This window comes from Mycobacterium sp. IS-3022 (assembly GCF_001500065.1).
In the GTDB taxonomy this organism is placed as follows: Bacteria; Actinomycetota; Actinomycetes; order Mycobacteriales; family Mycobacteriaceae; genus Mycobacterium.
On sequence record NZ_LQIN01000050.1, the window covers coordinates 102,935 to 123,788 of the forward strand.

Below are 20,854 nucleotides of genomic sequence, written 5' to 3' on the forward strand. Positions count from 1 at the left end.
AGTGGCCAACCAAGCCGAACGCTTAAGAACGAGGAGCGCCGTGAGCGAAATCCCAGCCGACCTGCACTACACCGAGGAACACGAGTGGGTGCTGCGCACCGGCGACGACACCGTGCGGGTCGGCATCACGGACTATGCCCAGTCGGCGCTGGGGGACGTGGTGTTCGTCCAGCTGCCCGACGTCGGCACCGAGGTGACCGCCGGCGAGTCGTTCGGCGAGGTGGAGTCCACCAAGTCGGTGTCGGACCTCTACGCCCCGGTCACCGCCAAAGTGGTTGCGGTCAACGGTGATCTGGAGGGTAACCCGCAGCTGGTCAACTCCGACCCCTACGGCGAAGGTTGGCTGGTCGAGTTGCAGACCGACGCCGCCGCATTGGCGGACGCGCTTGGCGGGCTCCTTGATGCCGACGGCTACCGCAGCACGGTGACGGAATGACGGGTTGTTAGGGTTCTGCACACCGGACGCCAACTAGGGGCCGATCCGGCGGTGGTGGGCACAATCACGTCCACTGCGCGGTACGGTCAAATCAGACGCGGTATCGCCACAGCAGCCAGTTAGGAGCAGCGGGTGACGGAAAACGACCGGAATTCTGGGACCGACCAGACGTCTGACGAAGTCACCGTGGAAACGACTTCGGTCTTCCGCGCCGACTTCCTCAACGAACTGGACGCCCCGGCGACGGCGGGCACCGAGGGCGCCGTCTCAGGCGTCGAAGGTCTACCTGCCGGCTCGGCGCTGCTGGTCGTCAAGCGTGGGCCGAATGCGGGCTCCCGGTTCCTGCTCGACCAGCCCACCACGTCGGCCGGCCGGCATCCGGACAGCGACATCTTCCTCGACGACGTCACGGTGAGCCGCCGGCACGCCGAGTTCCGGCTCGAAGGCGGCGAGTTCCAGGTCGTCGACGTCGGCAGCCTCAACGGCACCTACGTCAATCGCGAACCCGTGGACTCCGCGGTGCTCGCCAACGGTGACGAGGTGCAGATCGGTAAATTCCGCCTGGTGTTTCTGACCGGGCCCAAGAGCGACGACAGCGGTCCGGGCAGCTAAGTGACCGCGCCCGACACTCCCGCGCTCACTGGGATGTCGATCGGAGCGGTCCTCGATCTGCTGCGACCGGACTTCCCGGACGTGACCATTTCCAAGATCCGGTTCCTGGAGTCCGAAGGCCTGGTCACCCCCGAGCGCACCGCGTCGGGTTATCGGCGGTTCACCGCCTACGACTGCGCGCGCCTGCGATTCATCCTGACCGCCCAGCGTGACCAGTACCTGCCGTTGAAGGTGATCAAGGCGCAGCTCGACGCGCAGCCCGACGGCGAGCTACCCCAGAGCGGAACCGCCTACGGAGTACCGCGTCTGGTGCCGGTAGCGGCCGACGGTGATGGCGGGGCGGTGTCGGCGGTGGCGCCGACGCAGGTGCGGCTCTCGCGGGAGGACCTGCTGGCCCGCTCGGGCGTCGACGACGAACTTCTGAGCGCGCTCGTGAAGGCCGGGGTCATCACCACCGGGCCCGGCGGCTTCTTCGACGAGCATTCCGTGGTGATCGCACAGTGTGCGCGCGCGCTGGCGGACTACGGTGTGGAGGCCCGGCATCTGCGGGCGTTCCGCTCTGCGGCCGACCGGCAGTCCGACCTGATCGCCCAGATCGCCGGACCGATCGTCAAGGCCAACAAGGCCGGCGCCCGCGACCGCGCCGACGACCTGGCGCGTGAGGTCGCGGCGCTGGCGATCACCTTGCATACGTCCCTGATCAAGTCGGCGGTGCGCGACGTACTGGATCGCTGAGGATTAGACTCGAAGCGATGGCTAACAGGCTGGCTTCTTCGGCGCGGAGGGCAGACACAGATGGGTGAGGTTCGTGTGGTCGGCATTCGCGTGGAGCAGCCTCAGAATCAGCCGGTCCTGCTGCTGAGGGAGTCCAACGGCGACCGGTATCTGCCGATCTGGATCGGCCAGTCAGAGGCGGCCGCGATCGCACTCGAACAGCAGGGAGTCGAGCCGGCCCGGCCGCTGACGCACGACCTGATCCGCGATGTCATTGCCGCGCTTGGTCATTCGCTCAAAGAGGTACGCATCGTCGACCTGCAGGAAGGCACCTTCTACGCCGACCTGATCTTCGACCGCGACATCAAGGTTTCGGCGCGGCCGTCGGACTCGGTGGCGATCGCGCTGCGGGTCGGGGTGCCGATCTACGTCGAGGAGGCGGTGCTCGCGGAGGCCGGCCTCATCATCCCCGACGAGAACGACGACGAGGCAGCGGGCGCGGTGCGCGAGGACGAGGTGGAGAAATTCAAGGAGTTCCTCGACAGCGTCTCGCCCGACGACTTCAAGGCGACCTAGCCGGCGGGGTTTCCTGGGCTTTTTGTCACGGAAACGTCTCGTCGCTTCGACACGCGGCGCGCGTTTTCCCGATCCACGTTCGGGGCAGCCATACTTTGGTGGCCGGACCACTGATGGGCAGTCGAAGGCACGGCGCAAAGCGTATGCTCGACACACTCGGGCTTGGCAGGATGTGCGCCCACGCAGGTCACAGACGCGGGTTCGATCGGCGAGAGGAATCGAGAAGTGGGAGACACGCCACGTCAGGAGCAGCTGGATCTCACTGCTGCTAGCGGCCCCGCGGATTCGGAATCGACGGCACCTTCGGAATCGACATCAGAACCCGTGCAGGCGGGGCTCTTCCCCGACGACTCCGTCCCCGACGAGCTTGTCGGCTATCGAGGACCCAGCGCCTGCCAGATCGCGGGCATCACCTACCGGCAGCTGGACTACTGGGCGCGGACGTCGCTGGTCGTGCCGTCGATCCGCGGCGCGGCCGGCTCGGGCAGCCAGCGGCTGTACTCGTTCAAGGACATCCTTGTTCTCAAGATCGTCAAGCGGCTGCTCGACACCGGCATCTCGCTGCACAACATCCGCGTCGCCGTCGACCACCTGCGCCAGCGCGGGGTCCGCGATCTGGCCAACATCACGCTGTTCTCCGACGGCACCACGGTGTATGAGTGCACATCGGCCGAAGAGGTGGTCGACCTGCTGCAGGGCGGCCAGGGCGTGTTCGGCATCGCGGTGTCGGGCGCCATGCGGGAGCTGACCGGCGCGATCGCCGATTTCCCGGGTGAGCGGGCCGACGGCGGCGAGTCGATCGCGGCGCCCGAGGATGAGTTAGCCTCCCGGCGCAAGCACCGCGACCGCAAGATCGGCTGATCCGTTCTCTCGCGTTTTCTCGCGAACAGACGCAAACTGCCCTGTTTCGCGGCCCAAAGGGGACAGTCTGCGTCTGTTCGGCGTAAACCTGAGCGTGTAGGCGGGCGCGGCTAGCGGTAGAATCGCCCGTGCATCGCCCTGGTGCGGGAGAGTTCCGTGACCGCCAGTCACGGACGCCGAAGGAGCAACACCTCTCCGTCAACCTCTCAGGCCCCCGGACCGCGCCAGGCCCCGATGCCTCTGGAAAGCGGTAAGCCCACAGATATGGGGCGCTTACCCGCCCATGGGGAAAGGCGTTTCTCGCCGCCAGCAATCGGCGGGCCGGGAAGCGCCGAATCTCTCAGGCGCCCGGTCCGGGTCGACGACAGAGGGAGAGGAACCCACACGGTTTCTCTATGCGACTGGAGCATCCCCCAGTGTTCGATCACCACCAGCCCAACTTCGCCGACCGCCACATCGGCCCGGATGCCGATGCGGTCGCGACGATGCTGAAGACCATCGGTGTGGGTTCGCTCGACGAACTCGCCGAAAAGGCGCTGCCGTCGGGCATCTTCGACACGCTGTCCACCGGCGGCCTTGCCCCCGGCCTGGACCACTTGCCCGCGCCCGCCACCGAGGAGGAGGCGCTGGCCGAACTGCGCTCGCTGGCCGCGCTGAACACGGTGGCCGTGTCGATGATCGGGCAGGGCTATTTCGACACGCTGATGCCACCGGTGTTGCGCCGCAACATTCTTGAGAATCCCGCCTGGTACACGGCGTACACGCCGTATCAGCCGGAGATCAGCCAGGGCCGCCTGGAGGCGCTGCTGAACTTCCAGACCATGGTGACCGACTTGACCGGTCTCGAGGTCGCCAACGCCTCGATGCTCGACGAGGGCACGGCGGCCGCCGAGGCGATGACCCTGATGCACCGGGCCGTGCGCGGCCCGTCGCACCGCCTGGCCGTGGACGCTGACGTGTACCGGCAGACCGCCGCCGTGCTGGCCACCCGCGCGGAGCCGCTGGGCATCGAGATCGTCAGCGCCGACCTCACGCGGGGCCTGCCCGACGGCGACTTCTTCGGCGTCATCGTGCAGTTGCCCGGCGCCAGCGGATGCGTCAACGACTGGACCGCACTGGTCGCACAGGCGCACGAGCGCGGCGCCCTGGTCGCCGTCGGCGCCGACCTGCTGGCGCTGACGTTGATCACCCCGCCCGGCGAAGTCGGCGCCGACGTCGCTTTCGGCAGCACCCAAAGGTTCGGCGTGCCAATGGGATTCGGCGGACCCCACGCCGGTTACCTGGCCGTGCACGCCAAGCACGCCCGGCAACTGCCCGGGCGCCTGGTCGGGGTTTCCGTAGATGCGGATGGGTCGCCGGCCTACCGCTTGGCGTTACAGACCCGCGAACAACACATCCGTCGCGACAAGGCGACCAGCAACATCTGCACCGCGCAGGTGTTGTTGGCGGTGATGGCGGCGATGTATGCCAGCTATCACGGCGCAGACGGACTGACCGGGATCGCCACCCGCGTGCACGAGCGGGCCCGAGCCTTGGCCGCCGGCCTGTCGGCGGCCGGTGTGGACGTCGTGCACCGCGCGTTCTTCGATACGGTGCTGGCTCGAGTGCCCGGGCGGGCGGGCGCGGTGCGTGACGCCGCGAAGGCGCGCGGGATCAACGTCTGGCTGGTCGACGACGATCACGTGTCCGTCTCGTGCGACGAAGCCACCACCGAGGCCCACATGGCGGCGGTGCTGGCCGCGTTCGGCGCGGCACCGGTGGACTCGGCGTTCGACGGACCGCGCATCACGACGCGGACCTCGGAGTTCCTCACCCACCCGGCGTTCACGCGGTACCGCACCGAAACCGAGATGATGCGATACCTGCGGTCGCTGGCCGACAAGGATATTGCCTTGGACCGCAGCATGATTCCGCTCGGTTCGTGCACGATGAAGCTCAACGCGGCCGCCGAGATGGAGCCGATCACCTGGCCGGAGTTCGGCCGCCAACACCCGTTCGCGCCGGCCTCGGACACCCCCGGGTTGCGCAAGCTGATCGCCGATCTGGAGAAGTGGCTGACCGACATCACCGGCTATGACGCGGTGTCGCTGCAGCCCAACGCCGGCTCGCAGGGCGAATACGCGGGTCTGCTGGCGATCCAGGCTTACCATGCCGAACGCGGTCAACCGGACCGCGACGTCTGCCTGATCCCGTCGAGTGCGCACGGCACCAATGCGGCATCGGCAGCCCTGGCCGGGATGCGGGTCGTGGTGGTGGCGTGCCGGCCGAACGGTGACGTCGATCTCGACGACCTGCGGGCGAAGGTCGCCGAGCACGCCGATCGGTTGTCGGCATTGATGATCACTTACCCGTCCACCCACGGCGTCTACGAACACGACATCGCCGACATCTGTGCGGCCGTACACGACGTCGGCGGGCAGGTGTACGTCGACGGCGCCAACCTCAACGCGCTCGTCGGCCTCGCCCGGCCCGGCCGCTTCGGCGGCGACGTCAGCCACCTCAACCTGCACAAGACGTTCTGCATCCCGCACGGTGGCGGCGGTCCCGGGGTGGGCCCGGTCGCGGTGCGCGAACACCTCGCGCGCTACCTGCCCGGTCATCCGCTGGCCGGCGAACTCGCGGGCAAGCACGCGGTGTCGGCGGCGCCGTACGGGTCGGCGTCGATCCTGCCGATCACGTGGGCCTACATCCGGATGATGGGGGCCGGTGGGCTGCGTGCGGCGTCGCTGACCGCGATCGCGTCGGCCAACTACATCGCCCGTCGCCTCGATGAGTACTACCCGGTGCTCTACACCGGCGAGAACGGGATGGTCGCCCACGAGTGCATCCTGGACCTGCGCGCGATCACCAAGCAGACCGGGGTGACCGTCGACGATGTCGCGAAACGGTTGGCGGACTACGGTTTCCACGCTCCAACCATGAGCTTCCCGGTCGCGGGCACGCTGATGGTCGAGCCTACCGAGAGCGAGAGCCTGGCCGAGGTCGACGCGTTCTGCGAGGCGATGATCGCCATCCGCGCCGAAATCGACCAGGTCGGCTCGGGCGAGTGGCCCGTCGACGACAATCCGCTGCGTAATGCGCCGCACACCGCGGAGTCCCTGCTGGTGGCCGAGTGGGATCATCCCTACACCCGCGAGCAGGCCGCCTATCCGCTCGGCAGGAACTTCCGGGCGAAGGTGTGGCCACCGGTGCGGCGCATCGATGGGGCGTACGGCGACCGCAACCTGGTGTGCTCGTGCCCGCCCGTGGAGGCCTTCGCCTAGATCCCCGGTCCGCCGAGCGTGGGCTCGATGCACGTTCGGCGCAAACCTAGCCCAAGAAGTTGGCGATCGCCTCGGTGAGTTCGGGACCCGCCGAACTCGTCAGATTCTGGTAGTTGCCGCCGCTGGCCTCGGCGACGGCCTGCCAGGTTTCGCGATCGGAGTCTGAGCCGAAGTCGATCACATTGACGGCTACCGGCCGCGCCGGGTCGAATGCGCCGCGGATGTAGGCCTGCAGACCATCGCCGTTCAGGCTCTGGTCGGTGTGCGGGCCCGTCGTGATCACCAGGATCGAGTTCTCTTGGCCCTGGCGGAAATTCGCCATCGCTTCGGTGTAGACCAGGCGCAGCGTGGTGAACGACACCGCGCCGCCGCCCGATGCGGACTGCTCGTCCAGCGCCGAGGTGAGGGCCGCCGACCGCGGGGCGCCGTTGACCTGATCGGACAACGGCCCGGTGCTCACTTCCGAGCGGCCCTCGGTTCCGTCGAAGGTCCACAGGCCCACTGCCGCCGATGCCGGCAGCGCCTGCAGCCGGGCGGTCAGCGCGCCGACCACGTTCTCGAGCCGGGACTGGCCGCCCTCGTCGGCGGGCATCGACTGGTCGAGCATGATCGTCACGGCCGGGTTCGCCGCCGGTGCCGTCAGCGCGTTGGCAAGCGTCGCCCGCATCTCGTTGTCGCCGACCGACAGCGGGGCCGGCAGCGGAGCGAACTCGACGACGTCGCTGTCCGGCGGGGTGGCACCCTCGGCGCGGAAACCGGCTTCGGAGAGTTCGGTGAGCTGCTCGGGTTTGCGCATGAACCGGGCGAATTCGCTGGCCGCGCTCTTCTGTTCCTGCGACAGCCAGTCGCCTTCCAGTAGCACGGTCGGGAAATCGGCGACGGCCGGTGGGCCGGGCGGCAGCCACGAGGCAACTGTCCTGCCCGCGTCCGGCAACCCGGCGCTGCGCTGGTACAGCTGCTGTTCGGTGGTGACGACGGCGTGCACCGGCGCGGTGGCCGGATCAGCCGCGTTGAGCAGCGCGTCCATCGCAGTCGAGGCCTTCTTGTCCGCCAGCTTCGGCTGATTGGCCACCAGCGTGTTCACCGCTCGCGTGCCGTCGCTCGGCGGCGCACCGGCCGGCGCCGAGGCCGCGGCGACCGCCTCGGCGGCCAGATACGACGCATCGCTGTCGCCGCTGAGCGGCAGCGACAGGCGAAGGGAACCCCAGCCTGGGAGGTTCAACTGCTCCAACGACGCCGGGCTGGCCTGCAGCCGCGGCAGCGTCGACCAGTTCTGCTGTGCGAGAGCGCCTTTGAGTTGCGGCCGCACGGCCAGCAGCACCGGCGAGGTGACCAGCGAGCGGCTGTCGATGATCGTCTGGGCGCCCGCGGAAGCCTCGAGTCGGGCGGCGGACACCGAGCTTCCGGGGATCCACAGGGCCGGCCGATCGCCGAGCTCGGCGGGCCAGGAACCGATGAACCCGTTGACCACCTGGTCGGATTCGGCCGGTTTGACGCCGATCTTGACGCACCGGTCGGCGACCGGGGCAGCGGTTTCGTTGTAGCGGTCGGCCAGTGTCTGGATGTGCGCGGCGATGGCCGGGTCGGCGACCACCGCGACGGCCAGTTCGCCGTCCACGCAGCGCGCAGCGGCCTGATCGCTGCGGTCGGACAACGCGTCCCCGAAGAAACGCCACAGGATGACCGCGCCGACGGCGACCACGACGGCGACGAGCGCGGCGATGACGCCGACGCTGACGCCGCGCCTGCCGGCGGTCACCGCGCGATGGCTGCCGGTCCATTCACCGCCCTCCCAGTCGCCGCTGTGCTGCGGACCCGACCTGGGCGGAATGCCCGGTGGGGGAGTCGATCCGCTGCCGCTCTGCGACTCGGGATACTCGGATCCGCCGTCGTCCTCGTAGTCCTCGTAGTGATCCGAGTAGTCGTCCGGGTGGTCATCCGAGTGCTCGGGACGATCGTCGGGATAACCGAATCCCCCGAAATAGCCCGCACCGCGTTCGGGTTCGATCCCGCCGAACCGGTCGAATCGCTCGGTCCGGGACTCGTCGTGTCGGTCCTCACCTGCCGAATCTTCGGGATCCGGTTTGCTGTGCCTGCCCACTTCCGCCCTTACCCGCGACGTCGACCAGTCACCGGATCACGCACCGTCGCTTGCGGCCTTATATTCGCGCCGCCGGCGATGCAGGATCGGTTCGGTGTAGCCATTCGGCTGCTCGGCGCCGGACAGGATCAGCTCCTGCGCGGCCTGGAACGCGATGCTGTGGTCCGGATCCGTTGCCATCGGCTTGAATTCGGGATCCTGCTCATTCTGCTTGTCGACGACGGCTGCCATCCGCTTGAGGCTGGCGACCACGTCGTCGGGCGTGATGACGCCGTGGCGCAGCCAGTTCGCCAGCAGCTGGCTCGAAATCCTAAGTGTGGCGCGGTCTTCCATCAGCGCAACGTTGTGGATGTCGGGCACCTTCGAGCAACCGACCCCGGCGTCGATCCAGCGCACCACGTAGCCGAGGATCGACTGGCAGTTGTTGTCGACCTCCTCGCGGATCTCCTCCGGCGCCCAGGCCAGCTCCTTGGCCAGCGGCACGGTCAGCAGCTGGTCGATGCTGGTGCGCTTCTTGCCCTCGAGCTCCTTGTGCACCGCGTAGACGTCGACTTCGTGGTAGTGCATGGCGTGCAGGGTGGCCGCGGTCGGCGAGGGGACCCACGCGGTGGTGGCCCCTGCCTTGGGCTGGCCGATCTTCTGCTCGACCATGTCGGCCATCAGGTCCGTCATCGCCCACATGCCCTTGCCGATCTGGGCCCTGCCGGAGAAGCCGGTCGCGAGGCCGAGGTCGACGTTCTGGTCCTCGTACGCCTGGATCCACTGGGTGCTCTTCATCGCGCCCTTGCGGATCATCGGACCCGCCTCCATCGAGGTGTGGATCTCGTCGCCGGTGCGGTCGAGGAAACCGGTGTTGATGAAGACCACCCGGTCTGCGGCCGCCTTGATGCACGCCTTCAGGTTGACTGTGGTGCGCCGCTCCTCGTCCATGATGCCGATCTTGAGCGTGTTGGCCGGCAATCCGAGCACGTCCTCGACGCGGCTGAACAGCTCGACGGTGTAGGCCACCTCGTCCGGGCCGTGCATCTTCGGCTTGACGATGTACACCGAGCCGGTCCGGCTGTTGACCAGCGGCCCGTTGTCGTCGTCGGCCTTCAATCCGTGCATCGCGATCAGGCTGGTGAACAGCGCGTCCTGGATACCTTCGAACACCTCCTGGTATTGCTCCCCGTCGGCGCCGTTCGCCTTCATGAGGATCGCGTCGTTGGTCATCAGGTGACCGACGTTGCGCACGAACAGCAGGCTTCGACCGGGCAGCGTCAACTCGCCGCCATCCGGGGTGGTGTAGGTGCGGTCCTCGTTGAGCTTGCGGGTGAACGTCTCACCGCCTTTGCTCACCTCTTCGGTGAGGTCGCCGCGGTTGAGCCCGAGCCAGTTGCGGTAGCCGAGCACCTTGTCATCGGCGTCGACGGCGGCCACCGAGTCCTCGAAGTCCATGATCGTGGTGACCGCCGACTCCAGCACCACGTCCTTGATGCCTGCGGCGTCGGTGGAGCCGACGGGCGACCGGGGGTCGACGAGAACCTCGATGTGCAGGCCGTTGTTGCGCAACAGGACCGACCACTGCGGGGAGCCCAGCTCGCCGGTGTAGCCGACGAACTGCTCGGGCGTTGCGAGTCCGACCGAGTTCCCGTCGCCCAGATCGACGAGCAGCTGACCGTCGTCGATCTTCAGCCCGGTGGCCTCACTCCAGGAGCCGGACGCCAGCGGCACGGCACCGTCGAGGAAGCGGCGGGCATAGGCGATGACCTTGTCGCCGCGAATTTTGTTGTAGCTGCCGCCCTTCTCGGCGCCGTCGTCCTCTGGGATCACGTCGGTGCCGTAGAGCGCGTCGTAGAGCGAGCCCCACCGGGCGTTCGCGGCGTTCAGCGCGAAGCGGGCGTTGAGGATCGGCACCACCAGCTGAGGACCGGCGGTCGTGGTGATCTCGTCGTCGACGCCCGCGGTGGTGATGGTGAAGTCGTCGGGCTCGGGCAGCAGGTACCCGATCTCGGTGAGGAACGCCTTGTACGCGTCGGGGTCGAGCGGCTCGATCACCCGCTGCCGGTGCCATTTGTCGATCCGGGCCTGCAGCTCGTCCCGCCGGGCGAGCAGCTCGTCGTTCTTCGGCGTCAGGTCGGCGACGACCTTGTCCACCCCGGACCAGAAGGTGTCGGGGTCGATATCGGTGCCCGGCAGCGCCTCGTTGTTGACGAAGTCGTACAACACCTGGGCCACGCGCAGGTTCCCAACCGTCACGCGATCGGTCATCATTCCTCCCTCAAGCTGTCGAACCAGCTTACCCACCGGTAACTGGCGCTATCCGCCAGCCGCGGTCGTCAGTAGCCGGTCACACCGATCGGCAAGGGCGGCCCGCAGCGGCGCGGCCCGCTCAGCAACCGTCTGCTGGAGCCGGACGTATTCGGCTCGACCCGCCGGCGTCTCGATCGCGATCGGCTCGAATCCGTAGTCGCGGAGATCATAGGGACTGGCCTGCATGTCGAGCGCGCGGGCGTCGGCCGCCAGGTCCAGGCAGTCCATCACGAACTCCGACGGGACCAGCGGTCCCAACTTGACCGCCCACTTGAAGAGATCCATCGCCGCGTGTAGGCAGCCCGGCTGTTCGCTGGCGGTCTGGCCCGCCCGGGTGAGCTGCTCGGCGTTTCGCCGGGTGGCCGGCCCGGTGAAGAACCGGAACGCGTCAAAGTGGGTGCACCGCAACGGCATCGACTCGACGACCGTGTCGGTGCCCGCGGCGCCGAGACGCAGCGGCACCCGGTCGTGGCGCACCGTCGGCGCGCGGTAGACCATCGCCCACTCGTGCAGCCCGAAGCAGTTCAGCCGTGCTGGGCGCGCCGCCGTCGCGCGCAGCAGACGGCCGATGAATCGGACGGTGTCCAGCCGCGCCAGCAGGTAGTCGCCGGTGACCGTCACCGCGTCGCCGTCCGGCCGGTAACCCGTGCGGCGCAGGTATCGCTGCGCGGCCGCACCCGCCAGCGCGATCCCGAACCCGGGATGCCAGGTCCGCAACCGTCCAGGCCGCAGGCTGTAGTAGGTGAACAGGAAGTCCCAGACCGGATGCGTCTCGCCGGATCGGTGGGTGCGCAGGAAGTCGTCGACGCGCCGACGGTGACGGCGCTCGCGATCCGTCCACTCGGCCTCGCACAACACCCGGGCGACGTCAGACACGGTGTGTCCCGTCTCGCACGGTGCCCACCAAATCCTCGACCAGGTCTTCGAGCGCGACCATCGCCTCCACGCTGCCGTCGGGCGCGGTGACCAGTGCCAGGTGGCTGTTGGTGCGCCGCAGGCGCGACAACGCGTCGGGCAGCGGCAGCGACGCCGGCACCAGCGGCAGCGGGCGCACCATCGAGAAGTCCAGCACCGCGTCGGGGTCGTTGACGAACGCCAGCACGTCCTTGATGTGCAGGTAACCGAGGTAGGTGCCGGACGCGTCGGTGATCGGAAAGCGCGAGTAGCCGGTTTCGGCCAGCGCCTGCTCCACCGCGCTGACCGTCGGCCCCGCGCCCTCGCGCGCCACCGAGACCGTCCTGATGTCGCGCAGCGGGAAGGCCACGTCCTTGACCGCACGATCACGGATCTGCAGCGCGCGGGTGAGCCTGCCGTGCTCCTCGGGGTCGAGCAGGCCCTCGGACAGCGACTCGGCGATCATCTCGGACAGCTCGACGGTCGAGACCGTGACGTCGAGTTCGTCCTTCGGCTCGACGCGGAATGCGCGCAAGGTGGCGTTGGCGCACCAGTTGTAGAACGCAATCAGCGGTCGAGCCAGGCGAATCCACACCAGATAGGTCGGGATCAGCAGCATCGCCGCCGACTCCGGTCCGGCGATCGCGATGTTCTTCGGCACCATCTCGCCGAGCAAGACATGCAGCACGACCACGATGGTCAGGGCGACGACGAAGGACACGGTGTGTAGCACCGCATCGGAGACACCGACGGCGTCGAACGGCTTTTCCAGCAGATGGGCGACGGCGGGCTCACCAACCCGGCCGAGCAGGATGGAGCAGATCGTGATGCCCAGCTGCGCGCCGGCGAGCATCAGCGACAGGTGCTCGCCCGCGCGGATCACGGTGACCGCGCTCTTCTTGCCTTGTTCGGCCAGGGCCTCGAGCCGATCGCGGCGCGCGGAGATCAACGCGAACTCCGAGGCGACGAAGAACGCATTGACGGCCAGCAGCAGCACCGTCAGCAGCACACCGAGGAAGTCACCCATCGGCGCGGCTCCCATCGCCCCGCCCGTTGCCGGATCCGTCGCTGCGCCGCCCCAGTTCGGTCAGCTCCAGCACGTCGATGCGGCGCCCGTCCATCCGCACCACGGTCGCGAGCCAGCGGTTCGGATTCTCGATCGGGCCGTCGGGATCGAACGCGTCGAGTTCCACCGACTCGCCTTCTTCGGGGATGTGCCCCAGCTTCTCGAGCACCAGGCCGCCGATCGTCTCGTAGTCCCCTTCGGGGGCGCGAAACGTCGTCGCGCCGGCGACCTCGTCGATGCGCAGCAGGCCCGATATCTGCCAGCCGCGGCCGGCGGGCACCACATCGGGCGCTTCGTCGTCGTGTTCGTCGCGGACGTCGCCGACGATCTCTTCGATGAGGTCCTCCACGGTCACCATGCCCGCGGTGCCGCCGTATTCGTCGACCACCAGCGCGGTCTGCAGCCCGTTGGCGCGGATCTGCGTCATCACCGCATCACCGTCCAGCGTCGACGGGACCCTCGCGACCGGAAGCGCCAGGGTGGCCAGCCGGGTGCTGTCGCGTTTGCCGGTCGGCACCTCGAAGACCTGCTTGACGTGTGCAATGCCGATCGTCTCGTCGAGGTCGCCCCGGATGATCGGGAAGCGGGAGTACCCCGTCCTGATCGCCGCGGTCACCAGATCGGCGACCGTGTCGTCGGCGTCGAGGGCCTCGATCTTCTGCCGCGGTGTCATGAGTTCCTCGGCGGAGCGGTCGCCGAACCGCAGCGAACGGTCCACCAGCACGGCGGTGACGGGGTCCAGCGCACCGCTGCGCGCCGAACTGCGCACCAGCGACACCAGTTCCTGCGGTGAGCGGGCCGACCGCAACTCCTCGGCCGGCTCGATGCCCAGCCGGCGCAGGATCATGTTGGCGGTGCCGTTGGTCAGCCGGATCAGCGGCGTGAACAGTGCCGAGAACAGCAGCTGTGGCGCCGCCGACCACCGGGCCACGGGCACCGGCCGCGCGACCGCGAGGTTTTTCGGCACCAGCTCACCGAAGACCATCGACAGTGACGTGGCGATCACGATGGCCAGCACGAGGGCCAACCCGCCGGCGAACCGTTCCGGCATCCCGACGGCGTCCAGTCCGGGGCGGATCAGCCTGGCCACCACGGGTTCGGCCAGGAATCCGGTCGCGAGCGTCGTGATCGAGATGCCGACCTGCGCTCCGGACAGCTGGAACGACAGCGTGCGGTGCGCCCGCCGGACCATCTGGTCGCGGCGGTGCCCACTGCGCGCGTTCGCTTCGACGGTGCTGCGCTCGAGCGCGGTCAGCGAGAACTCCGCGGCGACGAAGACCGCGGTGCCCGCGGTCAGCAGGGCGAACGCCAACAGCGACAGCAGCGACGTCGCGACCGTCATCGGATCCTCCCCGCGCGGGTGCCGGGCCTGCTGCCCGGCCGTCTAGGGGAGGGCTCGGCGTCGGCGGGCTCGCGGTCGGGCCGCTCGGCCCGGAAGGCCCCCTCTGAAACCCGGGCCTCTACGGGTGCCTGCGGCACGGGATCCCTTTCGCGTAGATGACGTAGATGACTGAGAAAACCCATGGTAACGGGTGAGGACGTGGGTGCGGGATCACCAACCCGTGGGCAGCGGATGCCCTTCAGCGAAGCCGGCCGCCGACTGCACCCCGAGCACCACCTTCTCGTGGAGGTCCGCGAGATTCGCGGCGCCGACGTAGGTGCAGGTGCTGCGCACTCCCGAGGTGATGTGGTCGAGCAGGTCCTCCACGCCTCCGCGGGACGGGTCAAGACCCATCCGCGACGTCGAGATGCCCTCCTCGAACAGCGCCTTGCGGGCCCGGTCGAACGCGCCGTCACCGGCGGTGCGGGCGGCCACCGCCCGTTTGGACGCCATGCCGTAGCTCTCCTTGTACGGCTGGTCCTCGCGATCGCGCAACAGGTCGCCGGGCGACTCGTAGGTGCCCGCGAACCAGGAGCCGATCATCACGTTGGACGCGCCGGCGGCCAGCGCGAGCGCCACGTCGCGTGGATGCCGGATACCGCCGTCGGCCCACACGTGAGCGCCCAGTTGCGTTGCCGCGGCAGCACATTCGGCAACCGCCGAGAACTGGGGGCGGCCGACACCGGTCATCATGCGTGTCGTGCACATCGCGCCCGGTCCGACGCCGACCTTGACGATGCCCGCTCCGGCGGTGATCAGGTCCCTGGCGCCCTCGGCGGACACCACGTTGCCCGCGGCCAGCGGCAACCCGAGATCCAATGCCGACACCGTCTCGATCGCTTCGAGCATCTTCAACTGGTGCCCGTGCGCGGTGTCGATCACCAGCAGGTCCACCCCGACCTCGGCCAGGCTGCGTGCTTTGGCGCCGACATCGCCGTTGATGCCGACCGCAGCCGCGATGCGTAACCGCCCGCTGTCGTCCACCGCGGGTGTGTAGATGCCCGCCCGGATCGCGCCGGTGCGGGTGAGCACACCGGCCAGCGTTCCGTCGGAGTCGGTCAGCACAGCGACGTCGACGGTCGCGTGTTCGAGCAGATCGAAGACCTTGCGCGGCTCGGTGCCGACCGGCGCGGTGACGAAGTCGGAGACGGCGACGTCGCGGACCCGGGTGAAGCGGTCGACGCCTTCGCAATTGGCCTCGGTGACCAGGCCGATCGGCCTGCCCTCGAACACCACGACCGCGGCGCCGTGCGCCCGCTTGTGGATCAGCGCGGTCGCGTCCGACACCGAGTCGTCGGGGCCGAGCACGACCGGGGTGTCGACCACGAGGTCGCGGCTCTTGACGAAGTCGACGGTCTCCTGGACCGCCGAGATCGGCAAGTCCTGTGGCAGCACGACCAAACCACCGCGGCGGGCGACCGTCTCGGCCATCCGGCGCCCGGCGACGGCGGTCATGTTCGCGACCACCACGGGGATCGTGGTGCCCGAGCCGTCGGAGGTCGACAGGTCGACGTCCATCCGCGACTGGACATCGGAGCGTCCGGGGACGATGAAGACGTCGTCGTAGGTCAGGTCGTAGGGCGGCCGGTGGCCCTCGAGAAAGCGCATCGCCTACGAGTCTAGTTGGCCGATTTCCTTGCGCGAGCAGACGCAAAATGCCCGGAAATATCGTGAAAATGCGGCAATTTACGACTGATCGGCGGGGAAAATCTAGGCGTCGACCTCGCTGCGGTCCCCACTCCAGAGGGTGTGGAAGCGCTTGGTGCGGTCGGCGTCGATGCGGCCGTAGGTGTGCGCGCCGAAGTAATCGCGCAAGCCCTGGGTGAGTGCGGCGGGCAGCCGCTCCTGACGCAGCCCGTCGTAGTAGGACAGCGCCGACGAGAAACCGGGAATCGGGATGCCGAGTTCGGTGGCGGTAACGACGACGCGGCGCCAGCCGTCGATTGCCGCCTCGATAGCGCTGCGGAAGTACGGCGCCACGATCAGCGTCGGCAGGTCGGGGTCCTCGTCGAACGCGTCCTTGATCCGGTTGAGGAACTTGGCGCGGATGATGCAGCCGCCGCGCCAAATGGTGGCCAGGTCGCCGGGGGTGATGTTCCAGTCGTACTCGGCGCTGCCCGCCTGAATCTGGTTGAAGCCCTGCGCGTAGGCGATGATCTTCGACGCGTACAGCGCCTGACGAACGTCCTCGGTGAACTTCGCTGCGTCAGTTGGCTTTTGGCCGAGCTCACCGGAGGCCAGCCCAGTGGTGGCCTCGCGCTGGGCCACCGACCCGGACAGCGCGCGCGCGAACACCGCCTCGGCGATACCGGTCACCGGCACGCCGAGATCGAGCGCCGACTTCACCGTCCAGCGGCCGGTGCCCTTCTGCTCGGCCTCGTCGAGGATGAGGTCGACGAGTGGCTTGCCGGTCTTGGCGTCGGTCTGGCGCAGCACCTTCGCGGTGATCTCCACCAGGAAGCTGTCCAGATCGCCGGTGTTCCACTCATCGAAGACGTCGGCGATCTCACCGGCCGTCTTGCCGAGGCCGTCGCGCAGCAATTGGTAGGCCTCGCCGATCAACTGCATGTCGGAGTACTCGATGCCGTTGTGCACCATCTTCACGAAGTGGCCGGCGCCGTCGGGCCCGATGTGCGTGCAGCACGGCACGCCGTCGACGTGCGCGGAGATCTCCTCGAGCAGCGGGCCCAGCGACGTGTAGGACTCGGCCGGGCCGCCGGGCATGATCGACGGACCGTTCAGCGCACCCTCCTCGCCGCCGGAGATGCCGGCCCCGACGAAGTGCAGACCACGCTCGCGCATCGCCTTCTCCCGGCGGATCGTGTCCGTGTAGAGCGCATTGCCACCGTCGATGATGATGTCGCCTTCGTCCATCGCATCGGCGAGCTCGTTGATGACCGCATCGGTCGGGTCGCCGGCTTTGACCATGATCAGCACCCGACGCGGCTTTTCCAGCGCGTCCAGAAATTCCGAGATCGTCTCGCTGCGCACAAACTTGCCCTCGGCGCCGTGTTGTTCGAGCAACGCGTCGGTCTTGGCGACCGAGCGGTTGTGCAGAGCGACGGTGTATCCGTGCCGGGCGAAGTTGCGCGCGATGTTCGATCCCATGACGGCAAGGCCGGTGACCCCGATCTGAGCGGTACCGGTGGTCGAAGCGGAAGCGTCAGAGCTCATTCGGGCAGCCTTTCGTTGTTTTGTTGTGGTGAACGCTTCGTGGGCCTAGGCGGCGAACAGCCGTTGCAGTTCGGTCAGCCACGGCAGGACCACCGCGATGGTCGGCACCACCAACACCGCGGCCGCGGCCGAGTACGCGCACGCGGCCAGCGCCAGACTGTTGGGTGCCCCGCCGAGACGATGCAACCGCAGCACCGTGGTCGGCCCGCCCGCGGCCAGCGCACCCGACGGCGTGCGGCCGGCCGCGCACGCGACCAGGGCGCGGGCCAGGGGAGTGGGACCGGCGATGCGCACTGCCGCGTCGTCGGCCAGCATCTCGATCAGCAGCCGCACCGCGTCCAGCGCACTCGCGCTGCGGACGAAACGCGGAAACGCTGCGCGCACCGCGGTGAACATCTCGAGCACCAGATCGTGCCGGGCCCGCAAATGCGCTCGTTCGTGCGACAGGATCGCAGCAATCTCCTTGTCCGCCAACGTGGTCAACGTACCTTCGCTGACGACGACGCGGCTGCGGACGCCCGGCAGGCAGTAGGCCAGCGGCTGGTTCACGTCGAGGATGCGCAGCCCATCCCCGGCTACCGCGTGGGCCCATTTCTGCGACTTGCCCACCAGGTCCACCACCATCCGGTGATGAGCGCGTCGGCGCCGTGTCGCGATCGCGACCTGCAGTACCGAGGCGATCAATCGAGCACCGATGACCAGTGTCAGCGCGAAAACCACCACGTAGGCGATCCAGACCGGCCAGCCCAGAACCGCTATCTCGCTGGTGAGCGTCGTGGTCGGTCTGCCGTCGCGACCCGGCGCGAACAGGCGGCTCGCGATCGCGATGCCGGCCGAGAAGGCCGACAGCACGGCCGCCAGAGCGATCGCCTGCCACAGCACGATGGCCGCCCGCGGCGCGCGGTGGGGCCAGGATGCGCGGGCCAGCACTGCTGGCACCGGTCCGGACAGGACCAGCGCCATGACGGTGAAGGCCAGCGCGGACACGCTGTCAGTCTCCCTCAGCCGGTGCCCGAATTGCCAGCGGGCGGCGCAACGCCGTGCTCGCTCTCCAAATCGGCTAGCGCGCGACGCAACGCCGCGGCTTCGTCCGCGCCGACCCGCTCGACGAAGTGCACTAGTGCCGCCTCCCGGCTGCCCGAATCGGCGGCCTGGTCGAGCGCGTCGACCATCAGGCCCGCGACGAGTTCGTCGCGGCCGTGGGTAGGCGCATAGCGATGAGCGCGGTCATCGCGGTGCTGCACGACGAGGTTCTTCTTCGCCAGCCGTTGCAACACGGTCATGATCGTGGTGTAGGCCAAGTCGCGATGGGCTGAGAGCGCCTCGTGAACTTGGCGCACGGTTTGGGGCTCGCGGGTGGACCACAGGTGGTCCATCACTGCGCGTTCCAGTTCCCCTAGACGCGTCAACTTCGCCATGGTCAGTTCTTCTCCTAGAGGCCGTGGATCCAGCTTACTACTGGTTACTACCGTGTGTCGTATTCCGCACGGTGGACGGACGGCAGGTCGCGCCAAACTCCACTCCGGCCGTGGTCACCGCCCGTTCTTCCGGCGGTGTGAAAGCAGTCACAGGGTCTGGCCGTCCTCGCGTGCCTAGCTATAGTAAGGCTTACCTAACTCGATATCGGGAGGCCCCATGACGGTTCTGGTCGACGATCCACTCATCGCGAGCATGGCGATCCGCCGGACGCTGCCGCTGCATGAGTCGAGTCGACGGCTGCGCGAGCTCTACCCCGAATGTCCGCGGGTGTACGGCGTCGCGGTGATGGGCGATTTGTCGCGGCGGCGATGGTGGCCGCTGGCCGAGGCGCTGACCACCAACCGCTTGCGCGTCATGTTCGATCTGGCGGCCCAGGAGACCGACAGCCGCGCGGCGGTGGCCCATCAGTTGGCCGCGACGCTCGCCCACGTCGTCGTCGGACGCGTCGTGCCGCTTCTGGTGCTCGAAGGGCGGGCATGGGATACCGGCCTGGAGAACCTGTGGGTGCACGTGGACTCCGAGGGGGCGATCGACTGGGTCGGGGTCGTCGACCCGACACTGCGGGCGCTACAAGACGATCCGTACTTCGGGCGCGGGTCGGCCCGCGGGTGCTCGACGCGCGACGGCATCGTGGCGTTGCCCAGCGAGGCCGCGTTGACGACGTGGGTGGCGCACCGCAGTCACCGCGCGCTCGCGCCGCTGTTCGCCAAGCTGAGCGAGATCAGCGCGGGCGCGATGTCGGTCGCGGCGATGTGGCATGTCGTGGGGGGAGCGGTCGTCGGCGCGGCGACCCAGGTGCCGCTGCTCGCCGGGTCCAGCGAGTGGACGAGCATGCGGCGCGGCCAGGCGGTGCTCGACGCGCTCGTGGGATTCGGCTTGCCCGTGCGGGGCACCTCCCGCGCCACCGCAGGGAAGGTCTTGCTTAATTAGGGCAGCCTTGCCTATGCTCATGGCAGAGATCGACCAAGGATCAACCGAGAACCACCGGACCGCGCCGGAGTCCTGAGGGCTGCAGAGACCCCCGGTCCACACGGAGGACGGGCCCCACACCATTGGTGTGGGGCCCGTCCGCATCTCTGCTGAAAACCGTGTGCATCAAGCCTTTTCGACGGCGCCTCCGCTGTCGGCCCAGTCGCCGAACGCACCGAGGTTGTACACCTGCTGGTAGCCGAGCTCCTTGAGCGCCTGACCGGAGAGCGCCGAGCGGCCGCCGGATGCGCAGTAGAGGATCACGGGCTTGTCCTTGGAGAAGTGCTGGTCGTGGTACGGCGACTCCGGGTCGGCGCGGAACTCCAGCATGCCGCGCGGCACGTGCACGGCACCTGTCACCTTGCCGCTCTTCTCCACTTCGGGGGCGTCGCGCACGTCGACGACCAACGCGCCCTTGCTGATCAGTTCACGAGCCTCGTCGTGGGAGATCTTGGGCACCACGGCGTTGGCTTCTGCAACGAGGTCTTTCGCGGTCTTGGCCATGATTGACCCTAACTCGCGCCACCCGGCGGGGTCATGATGTCGGCGAGCGTGTAGACACGTTCGCATGACCCCCGATGCGACCGCGGACCTGGCTTCCGAACTGGGCAAGGGCTTCGACAGCGAACTCGGCCTGACCTATCTCGAACTCGGTCCCGACGGCGCCCGGGCACAGCTGAAGATCGAGGACAAGCTGCTGCAGCCCTACGGCATCGTGCACGGCGGCGTGTACTGCTCGATCGTCGAAAGCCTGGCAAGCGTCTCAGGGGCCGTCTGGCTCGCCGACAACGGCGGTGGGCACGTGGTCGGCGTCAACAACAACACCGACTTCCTGCGGGCCATCTCGTCGGGAACGGTCACCGCGGTGTCCGCACCCATCCACCGCGGCAGGCGCCAGCAGCTGTGGCAGATCACCATCACCGACGACGACGACCGACTCGTCGCGCGTGGACAGGTGCGGCTGCAGAACATGCCCGCCGAGTGACCGCGAGCAGCGGGTGTGCTGCTGAAATCCGCTTGGCGTGGCAATATCCCG

18 protein-coding genes and 2 riboswitches are annotated in these 20,854 nt (G+C 68.3%); of the genes, 8 read left to right on the plus strand and 10 right to left on the minus strand.

Annotation, left to right across the window (positions count from 1 at the left end; genetic code table 11):
* Window positions 1-40 precede the first annotated feature (40 nt).
* The 6 genes from gcvH (at window position 41) to gcvP (ending at window position 6,462) form a co-directional block, all read left to right on the plus strand.
* The gene (gene gcvH, locus AU188_RS23200; protein ID WP_059165823.1) at window positions 41-436 is read left to right on the plus strand and encodes a glycine cleavage system protein GcvH; all 396 of its coding nucleotides are present in this window, start codon (window positions 41-43) and stop codon (window positions 434-436) included.
* Window positions 437-568: 132 nt separating this feature from the next.
* The gene (gene garA / locus AU188_RS23205; protein ID WP_059165824.1) at window positions 569-1,048 is read left to right on the plus strand and encodes a glycogen accumulation regulator GarA; all 480 of its coding nucleotides are present in this window, start codon (window positions 569-571) and stop codon (window positions 1,046-1,048) included.
* On the plus strand, window positions 1,049-1,783 hold the full coding sequence (gene ftsR, locus AU188_RS23210) for a transcriptional regulator FtsR (protein ID WP_059165825.1): 735 nt from the start codon (window positions 1,049-1,051) through the stop codon (window positions 1,781-1,783).
* 60 nt (window positions 1,784-1,843) lie between these two features.
* Complete coding sequence (locus tag AU188_RS23215) at window positions 1,844-2,338, plus strand: bifunctional nuclease family protein (RefSeq protein WP_059098552.1); 495 nt, start codon at window positions 1,844-1,846, stop codon at window positions 2,336-2,338.
* A gap of 225 nt (window positions 2,339-2,563) precedes the next feature.
* Entirely contained in the window at window positions 2,564-3,199 is a 636-nt protein-coding gene (locus AU188_RS23220; RefSeq protein WP_059165826.1) for a MerR family transcriptional regulator, read from the plus strand.
* A 134-nt stretch (window positions 3,200-3,333) separates the two neighbouring features.
* Window positions 3,334-3,431, plus strand: a riboswitch (glycine riboswitch).
* A riboswitch (glycine riboswitch) is annotated at window positions 3,432-3,577 on the plus strand.
* A gap of 17 nt (window positions 3,578-3,594) precedes the next feature.
* The gene (gene gcvP / locus AU188_RS23225; protein WP_172799579.1) at window positions 3,595-6,462 is read left to right on the plus strand and encodes an aminomethyl-transferring glycine dehydrogenase; all 2,868 of its coding nucleotides are present in this window, start codon (window positions 3,595-3,597) and stop codon (window positions 6,460-6,462) included.
* A gap of 46 nt (window positions 6,463-6,508) precedes the next feature.
* Here gcvP and AU188_RS23230 read toward each other — a convergent pair whose 3' ends face one another.
* From AU188_RS23230 to AU188_RS23270, 9 genes are all read right to left on the minus strand, one after another.
* Complete coding sequence (locus AU188_RS23230; protein WP_059165827.1) at window positions 6,509-8,563, minus strand: vWA domain-containing protein; 2,055 nt, start codon at window positions 8,561-8,563, stop codon at window positions 6,509-6,511.
* A 36-nt stretch (window positions 8,564-8,599) separates the two neighbouring features.
* A complete protein-coding gene (locus tag AU188_RS23235; protein WP_059165935.1) occupies window positions 8,600-10,813 on the minus strand; it encodes a malate synthase G in 2,214 nt (737 codons plus the stop codon).
* 48 nt (window positions 10,814-10,861) lie between these two features.
* Window positions 10,862-11,731, minus strand: a complete 870-nt coding sequence (locus AU188_RS23240; RefSeq protein WP_172799580.1) for a 3-methyladenine DNA glycosylase — start codon at window positions 11,729-11,731, stop codon at window positions 10,862-10,864.
* Window positions 11,724-12,776 carry a hemolysin family protein gene (locus tag AU188_RS23245; protein ID WP_059165937.1) on the minus strand — a complete coding sequence of 351 codons (1,053 nt, stop codon included), beginning with the start codon at window positions 12,774-12,776 and terminating at the stop codon, window positions 11,724-11,726. The genes AU188_RS23240 and AU188_RS23245 overlap by 8 nt, the downstream gene beginning before the upstream one ends.
* Window positions 12,769-14,157: a hemolysin family protein gene (locus AU188_RS23250; RefSeq protein WP_059165828.1), complete on the minus strand. Its 1,389-nt coding sequence runs from the start codon at window positions 14,155-14,157 to the stop codon at window positions 12,769-12,771. The genes AU188_RS23245 and AU188_RS23250 overlap by 8 nt, the downstream gene beginning before the upstream one ends.
* A 210-nt stretch (window positions 14,158-14,367) precedes the next feature.
* Window positions 14,368-15,804 (minus strand): GuaB1 family IMP dehydrogenase-related protein, encoded by a 1,437-nt coding sequence (locus AU188_RS23255; protein WP_059165829.1) that lies wholly within the window; start codon window positions 15,802-15,804, stop codon window positions 14,368-14,370.
* 102 nt (window positions 15,805-15,906) lie between these two features.
* Complete coding sequence (gene gnd / locus AU188_RS23260) at window positions 15,907-17,370, minus strand: NADP-dependent phosphogluconate dehydrogenase (RefSeq protein WP_059165830.1); 1,464 nt, start codon at window positions 17,368-17,370, stop codon at window positions 15,907-15,909.
* A 45-nt stretch (window positions 17,371-17,415) separates the two neighbouring features.
* Window positions 17,416-18,357 carry a M56 family metallopeptidase gene (locus tag AU188_RS23265; protein WP_059165831.1) on the minus strand — a complete coding sequence of 314 codons (942 nt, stop codon included), beginning with the start codon at window positions 18,355-18,357 and terminating at the stop codon, window positions 17,416-17,418.
* 14 nt (window positions 18,358-18,371) lie between these two features.
* Window positions 18,372-18,788, minus strand: a complete 417-nt coding sequence (locus AU188_RS23270; protein WP_059165832.1) for a BlaI/MecI/CopY family transcriptional regulator — start codon at window positions 18,786-18,788, stop codon at window positions 18,372-18,374.
* A gap of 217 nt (window positions 18,789-19,005) precedes the next feature.
* On the opposite strand from AU188_RS23270, the gene AU188_RS23275 reads away from it, so the two are divergent.
* Entirely contained in the window at window positions 19,006-19,779 is a 774-nt protein-coding gene (locus AU188_RS23275; protein WP_059165833.1) for a hypothetical protein, read from the plus strand.
* A gap of 165 nt (window positions 19,780-19,944) precedes the next feature.
* Here the strand turns inward: AU188_RS23275 and AU188_RS23280 are convergent, their stop codons facing one another.
* Entirely contained in the window at window positions 19,945-20,322 is a 378-nt protein-coding gene (locus AU188_RS23280; protein ID WP_059165834.1) for a rhodanese-like domain-containing protein, read from the minus strand.
* A 64-nt stretch (window positions 20,323-20,386) separates the two neighbouring features.
* On the opposite strand from AU188_RS23280, the gene AU188_RS23285 reads away from it, so the two are divergent.
* On the plus strand, window positions 20,387-20,803 hold the full coding sequence (locus AU188_RS23285; RefSeq protein ID WP_059165835.1) for a PaaI family thioesterase: 417 nt from the start codon (window positions 20,387-20,389) through the stop codon (window positions 20,801-20,803).
* The last annotated feature ends 51 nt before the right edge of the window (window positions 20,804-20,854 follow it).